The following is a 5757-nucleotide window of genomic DNA, read 5'->3' as shown; positions in this document are numbered from 1 at the left end:
TGGCCCTTAATGCCCTCAATCAAGAAACCACCCTACCGCGTAGCTTGAGACAAAAAAGGAACCGGGCAGCCATGAGTGATGAGTACATGATGCTTATTCTCAAATCCTTGTGTCAAGCCTGATTGAGATGCTCTTACCCTGGCAACGCATAGTCATTAAGATCGATCGATACAATTTTTTCCTCTAGTTTAAGAAATCGCCACTGCGTGCCGTTACTGACACCGCCATAAATAACAGAAATTGGTTTCCCCTTCGCTTCATTAAACTTCTGCATTGCCACCATTTCTGCAACGCACTGTCCAATTCCTGTCTTCAAATCAGCTTTTTTAGCCTCAACAACCGCCACTGCGGGTGCTTCAATTTCCAACATTTCTGGAGAACGACTAATCAAATAATCACAAATCCCGTTTAGTCCACTTTCATAATCAACCGTAAAGTCTTCCCCCGAAAACAAGCTAATATTCTGCTGCAAAATCTTCCTGACTTCCAGCAGTACCGGAGTAATAATCATTTCCGATCGAGCTTTTTCGCTACCTGTCGCCACAGCTACGGGTAAACTATTCGCCAAAAAATCTGTCAGGGTTGCACTCGGATTGATCGGAGTTATTTGCGGTAGAAATCGCGGCCCTTCTACAGTTGTTAATCCAAAGGCTTGTTTAACTTTGATAATTGAGGTGAACTCGCTATAAGACATCGCTCACTTTATCCTACTACTTATTACTGCCAAATTGTCAACCCCTAAAGGTCGATAAATTGTATCTCTTTGCTGATAACTCCGCCCCAAAGAACTAATCGCATTTTGCAAATTTTCCACAGATTGACAACTGCCGCCAACCGCACCGGCCATTGTAGTAATGTGCTCTTCCATCAATGTACCGCCGATGTCATTGCAGCCCCATTTCAGCGCTTCAGTAGCTCCATCTAAACCTAATTTTACCCAACTCGGCTGGTGATTGGAAATCAAATTGCCTAAGAAGATTCTCGAGACAGCGGTGAGTAACAATGTATCTGCTAAAATTGGTTGGTCGCGGCCGACTCGACTCCGCAAAGGAGCCGGTGCTTCCTTTCCGACAAATGGTAGTAAAATAAATTCTGTAATGCGTGCCCGATAGTTTTGGTCGATCGCAGTTTGTTGGAGCGATCGCACTTTTTCTAAATGCAAAACCTGCTGTTGGGCCGTCTCAATATGCCCGCAAAGCATCGTACTCGTTGTCGGCAAACCCAGACGGTGAGCAGTTCCCACAATTTCCAGCCAAGTTGCCGAATTTAGTTTTTCCGGGCAAATCACCCGTCGCACAGAATCGTCGAGAACTTCCGCCGCGGTTCCCGGCATCGAACCGACTCCCGCATCCTGCAAAGCCGAAATTACATAGCTGAAACTAAGATTATCTTCTCTAGCAATAAATTCTATTTCTTGCGGCGAAAAAGCGTGCAAGTGCAACTGAGGAAAGTTATCCTTAATAGTTTTCACCAATTGCAGATAATAAGGTAAAGATGCGCCGTTGAGCTTAGCTTGAAGATTTAAGCCCCCCTGCATACAAATTTCCGTCGCACCCCGCTGCACTGCATCAGTTGCCTTTTCCTGAATTTGGGCTGCGTCTAACCAAAAAGCGCCCTCATCTCCCTCGTCGCGGCGGAATGCACAAAAACTGCAATGCTGCTCGCAAATGTTAGTAAAATTAATATTTCGATTTATAACATAGGTGACAGTATCCCCTGATTGTCGGCGGCGGAGCAAGTCAGCGGTTGTTTGAATAGAAGCTCGCGCATCGGGATCTCTTTGCTGCAAAAGTACCAAGGCTTCGGCAGAAGAGATATTATAACCTTGTAAAGCTCGATCGAGAATTGCATCCACAGTTTTCTTTTTAACTCAGCTACAGAATTACTGACTATAATTAAGGCGTTTTTATATTTTAACGAATCAACTATAGACGAACGATATTCTAAAATCTCAAGTGCTACCAAACCATCCTTTATTTTCTGGACACTGAAATTATGGGCATTTACCAAGGAAATCAGGAATTGCCAGTGCCGTCTGGGCCTTTGCAAATTCCTGCTGTAGAGACTTTCAATTCAACTTTTACAGACGCAAGCACACCGCCAATTTATTTTTCCCTGGTCATTCCCACCTACAACGAGTGCAAGAATGTCAAGAGTATTGTGGAAAAATTGAGCGGCTTGCTCGATGGCAGTATTCCCGGCAACTACGAATTAATTGTAGTCGATGACAACAGCCCCGATCGCACCTGGGAAGTTGCCCAGTCCCTGACAGCCGAATATCCGCAATTGCGGGTGATGCGCCGGGAACACGAGCGGGGACTTTCCACAGCGGTAATTCGCGGGTGGCAGGCGGCTCGGGGCGAGGTTTTGGGCGTCATCGATGCCGACTTGCAGCATCCCCCGGAGACGCTGTTGCAGCTTTTAGCAGAAATTCAGCGGGGAGCCGATTTGGCCGCTGCGAGCCGCCACGTTGGCGAGGGAGGTGTGAGCGACTGGAGCGTTGTCAGGCGATTTTTATCGCGGGGCGCTCAAACCCTGGGGTTGGTGATCCTGCCGGGAGTGGTGGGCCGAGTTTCTGATCCGATGAGCGGCTATTTTATGGTGCGTCGCAGTTGCATTGCCGGCAAAACCATGAATCCTGCTGGTTACAAAATATTGATTGAAGTGCTCGGCAGAGGCGAGATCCGCTGGATTGGAGAAGTTGGTTACGTGTTTCAGGAGCGGCAAGAAGGCGAGAGCAAAGTTACCTGGAAACAGTATATTGAGTATTTGCGACATTTGCTTCGGTTACGGTTTGCCCGGTGGCCGATGGGCAAGTTTCTGCGGTTTGGCATTGTGGGTTTCAGCGGCGTGTTTGTGAATATGGGGGTTTTGTATGTGCTGCGGGATATCCTCAATTGGGAGCTGACTCGCAGTCTGATCATTGCTGCTGAATTGGCAATTATCAGTAACTTTTTGTGGAATGATTTGTGGACTTTTGGGGATATTTCTAAGCGGCAGCCAGGAAAGCGCCAGCGATTCAAACGGCTGTTGAAATTTAATACGATTTGCTTGATGGGTTTGATTTTGAATGTGCTGCTGGTTAATTTAATGTTTAATGTTTTTGGGATGAATGAATATTTGGCTAATTTAATTGCGATCGCGGCTGTGACTCTGTGGAATTTCTGGATTAATATGAAGTTGAGCTGGCGGGTAACGGAAGTGGATTAGCTAATTGGTAAGGGGTAAGGGGTAATCGGTATTTGGTAATTGGTGATTGATAATTGATAAAATGACTGATGACTAATGACTAATGACTCTTCTTCCCTATGCCTTTGAATGACTGAATTAATGATTAAGAACAAACAACTGTTGTTGCTATTGCTGTGGACGGCGATCGCCTTTATTTTGCGCTTTGCCAATTTAAACTCGAAACCGCTGTGGACAGATGAGTTTTCTACTCTAGTTTTTAGTTTGGGCAACAGTTTTCGCGGGGTGCCGATCGATCGCGCGATCGACCTTTCTACATTATTACAACCGCTACAATTAGGTTCCGATGCTGACACCGCCGACGTGCTCCGCAATTTGCTGCTAGAAAGCAATCATCCACCAGTGTATTTTATGCTCGCCCACTGGTGGATGCGACTGTTTGGGCCTACCGAGGATAGTTTAGTTTGGATAGGGCGATCTCTTCCTGCATTATTGGGCGTGATTTCAGTTCCAGCTATTTACTTTTTGGGCAAATTTGCTTTTAGTTCTCGTTTAGTCGGTCAATGTGCGGCCGCGATGATGGCAGTTTCTCCCTACAGCATTTATCTCGCTCAAGAAGCTCGCCATTACACTTTAGGAATCTTATTAGTTATTGCCTCTGTTTTTTGCCTCGCCTTAGCTGCAAAAAAGCTGCAACAGCGCGCTCCCCTGCCTATTTGGGCGGTGCTGCTTTGGGTAGTTGTTAACTGTTTGGGAATTGCGGTTCACTACTTTTTTGCACTGACTTTGTGTGCGGAAGCAATAGCATTAATTGCTGTAATCTGGCAGCAGTTTAAGGGAAAGTTGGCTTCCAAAAGCCAGCAGCCTAATTTTTGGCAGTTTCAAATCCTCTGGCCGCTTTTCTCCGTAGCGATGGGTACTTTAGCAGGCGGTTTAGTTTGGCTGCCGATATTTTTGTCAAATAAATACGGCAGCGAACTAACTAATTGGATTGTCAGCGGCGATCGCACATTTTTAGATTGGCTCAATCCGATTTTTCAAGCTTTAGCTGGATGGATCACTGTCATGTCTCTGCTGCCGGTGGAATCGCAAAATTTGGCAGTAGTAGTTGTATCGGCGATCGCCATGACAATATTTTTTATATTGGTGCTTCCCATGCTTTTTAGCGCTTTTAAAAATTCCTTAACAACACCCGATACTCGTTTAGGTACTGTTATTTTCGGCGGATTTGTGCTAGGAGCAATTTTCCTATTTTTCAGCTTTGCATATATTCTAGGAATTGACCTAACTCGCGGCGCACGATACAATTTCGTCTACTTTCCGGGGGTGATATTGCTTTTAGGAGCAACCTTGGCGGTTATTTTTAACACACCTACAGCAAAAAGTCAATGGTTTAATTTTCGGGCGATCGAAGTTCCGGGCAAAAAAGCAGTGGTGCTAATTTTAGCAATGGGTTTTTTTAGCAGTGTCACAGTAAATTCCAATCTCGGCTATCGCAAATATTACAAACCAGACCTTTTAATTCCGGTTATCCGCGAATTATCGAAAGTTCCCGTGTTAATTGCCACTACTCAAAAGACTCATGTAGAAATAGGAGAGTTGATGGGGATAGGGTGGGAATGGGAAAGAAGTTCGGCAACGGATTTTGTAGCGGATGTAACGGATGTAACGGATGTTAGGAAGAAAGAAGAAGTTAAAGCCTTTGATTCTCCGCTGTTTCTTTTGGCTAATCAGAGAAGGGATGGGCCGGAAATAGCGGCAGGGACTCTTGACAAAACACTCAGTCAATTAGAACGCCCGCTTGATTTGTGGTTGGTTAATTTTCGCGCACCTGTCAATCTAGAAGCACAAAAATGTCAGGTTGAATCGCGCGAGTTGCCTGCGGTGGATGGGTATGAATATCAAGTTTATCATTGTTCTTGAGTTGGCGATCGCCCGCAACTGCGGTTCGACTGAGATGTTGCACCATTGTCAGCAACAGGCTTTCCGGCCTGTTCCACAAAGAGTGAATTTCTTGTGGAACAGGCATCTTGCCTGTTCATAAAAGCACTGCGCTGGCCGCACCTTACCGCTATCAATACGATCGAGACTGTTCAATCAAACGCTAAGAGTCAGCGGCCAAATGTTTAATTAAGACACTCATCACTTCACCTGGATTTTGAGTTGGGACAAGCGGACTCCAGTCAGAAACGCAAGCAAAATTATCGCGGTGAAAAGAATGAATGACGCGGGAAACAACAGGACGAGAACTGATAATGAAAAGTTTCAAGAGTTCTCGGTTAACTGAAGTTGGGAAGTTTGGTTCTTTAGCAGCGGGCTGATTGAGTTCGGTAGTTGGATTTTCTGGTCCTACCTCGAAAGCAAGTATTAATTCGGTATTGGGTAGCATTTGCCGGATGACTTTCAGGGAAGATTCTGCTTCGCTGCGGCTGCGAAATAGCGCGACGGGTAAGCGCTGAAAGTTGGGCAGGAGTCGGTAAATAATCCAGGCATTCGCAGTTTCTGGGTTGTTCATGGCTGTATTGTAAATTGGGTATGTTTGCCCATAGAAAAGTGACAGACTTGCAC

6 protein-coding genes are annotated in these 5757 nt (G+C 45.6%); 2 read left to right on the top strand and 4 right to left on the bottom strand.

All coding sequences use genetic code 11. From position 1 onward, the window contains the following. Positions 1-133 precede the first annotated feature (133 nt). Both ACUVJL_RS31955 and cofH read right to left on the bottom strand, forming a co-directional pair. Positions 134-694, bottom strand: coding sequence for a hypothetical protein (locus tag ACUVJL_RS31955; protein WP_445249502.1), 561 nt, complete (start codon positions 692-694; stop codon positions 134-136). A 3-nt stretch (positions 695-697) separates the two neighbouring features. Continuing rightward, positions 698-1855, bottom strand: a complete 1158-nt coding sequence (gene cofH / locus ACUVJL_RS31950; protein WP_445249501.1) for a 7,8-didemethyl-8-hydroxy-5-deazariboflavin synthase subunit CofH — start codon at positions 1853-1855, stop codon at positions 698-700. Positions 1856-1995: 140 nt separating this feature from the next. Here cofH and ACUVJL_RS31945 point away from each other — a divergent pair, with 140 nt between their 5' ends. Together ACUVJL_RS31945 and ACUVJL_RS31940 are read left to right on the top strand one after the other, a co-directional pair. Further along, on the top strand, positions 1996-3210 hold the full coding sequence (locus ACUVJL_RS31945; protein WP_445249500.1) for a glycosyltransferase: 1215 nt from the start codon (positions 1996-1998) through the stop codon (positions 3208-3210). Between the two features lie 120 nt (positions 3211-3330). Beyond that, positions 3331-5112, top strand: a complete 1782-nt coding sequence (locus ACUVJL_RS31940) for a glycosyltransferase family 39 protein (protein ID WP_445249499.1) — start codon at positions 3331-3333, stop codon at positions 5110-5112. Here ACUVJL_RS31940 and ACUVJL_RS31935 read toward each other — a convergent pair. Together ACUVJL_RS31935 and ACUVJL_RS31930 are read right to left on the bottom strand one after the other, a co-directional pair. Further along, positions 5100-5231 carry a hypothetical protein gene (locus ACUVJL_RS31935; RefSeq protein ID WP_445249498.1) on the bottom strand — a complete coding sequence of 44 codons (132 nt, stop codon included), beginning with the start codon at positions 5229-5231 and terminating at the stop codon, positions 5100-5102. The genes ACUVJL_RS31940 and ACUVJL_RS31935 overlap by 13 nt on opposite strands. Before the next feature lie 62 nt (positions 5232-5293). Further along, positions 5294-5757, bottom strand: a 464-nt coding sequence (locus tag ACUVJL_RS31930; RefSeq protein WP_445249497.1) for a hypothetical protein, incomplete at its 5' end; no start/stop codon positions are given.

Source organism: Microcoleus sp. OTE_8_concoct_300, from assembly GCF_031383065.1.
Taxonomy (GTDB): domain Bacteria; phylum Cyanobacteriota; class Cyanobacteriia; order Cyanobacteriales; family Microcoleaceae; genus Microcoleus.
The sequence above is the reverse complement of the archived record's forward strand: the minus strand, read 5'-3'. Positions and strand labels throughout refer to the sequence as shown.

Excerpts from the sequence above, each read along its gene's own strand:
- ACUVJL_RS31955 (WP_445249502.1), bottom strand. The coding sequence starts at position 694 with ATGTCTTATAGCGAGTTCACCTCAATTATCAAAGTTAAACAAGCCTTT.
- ACUVJL_RS31945 (WP_445249500.1), top strand. The coding sequence starts at position 1,996 with ATGGGCATTTACCAAGGAAATCAGGAATTGCCAGTGCCGTCTGGGCCT.
- ACUVJL_RS31940 (WP_445249499.1), top strand. The coding sequence starts at position 3,331 with ATGATTAAGAACAAACAACTGTTGTTGCTATTGCTGTGGACGGCGATC.
- ACUVJL_RS31935 (WP_445249498.1), bottom strand. The coding sequence starts at position 5,231 with ATGAACAGGCAAGATGCCTGTTCCACAAGAAATTCACTCTTTGTGGAA.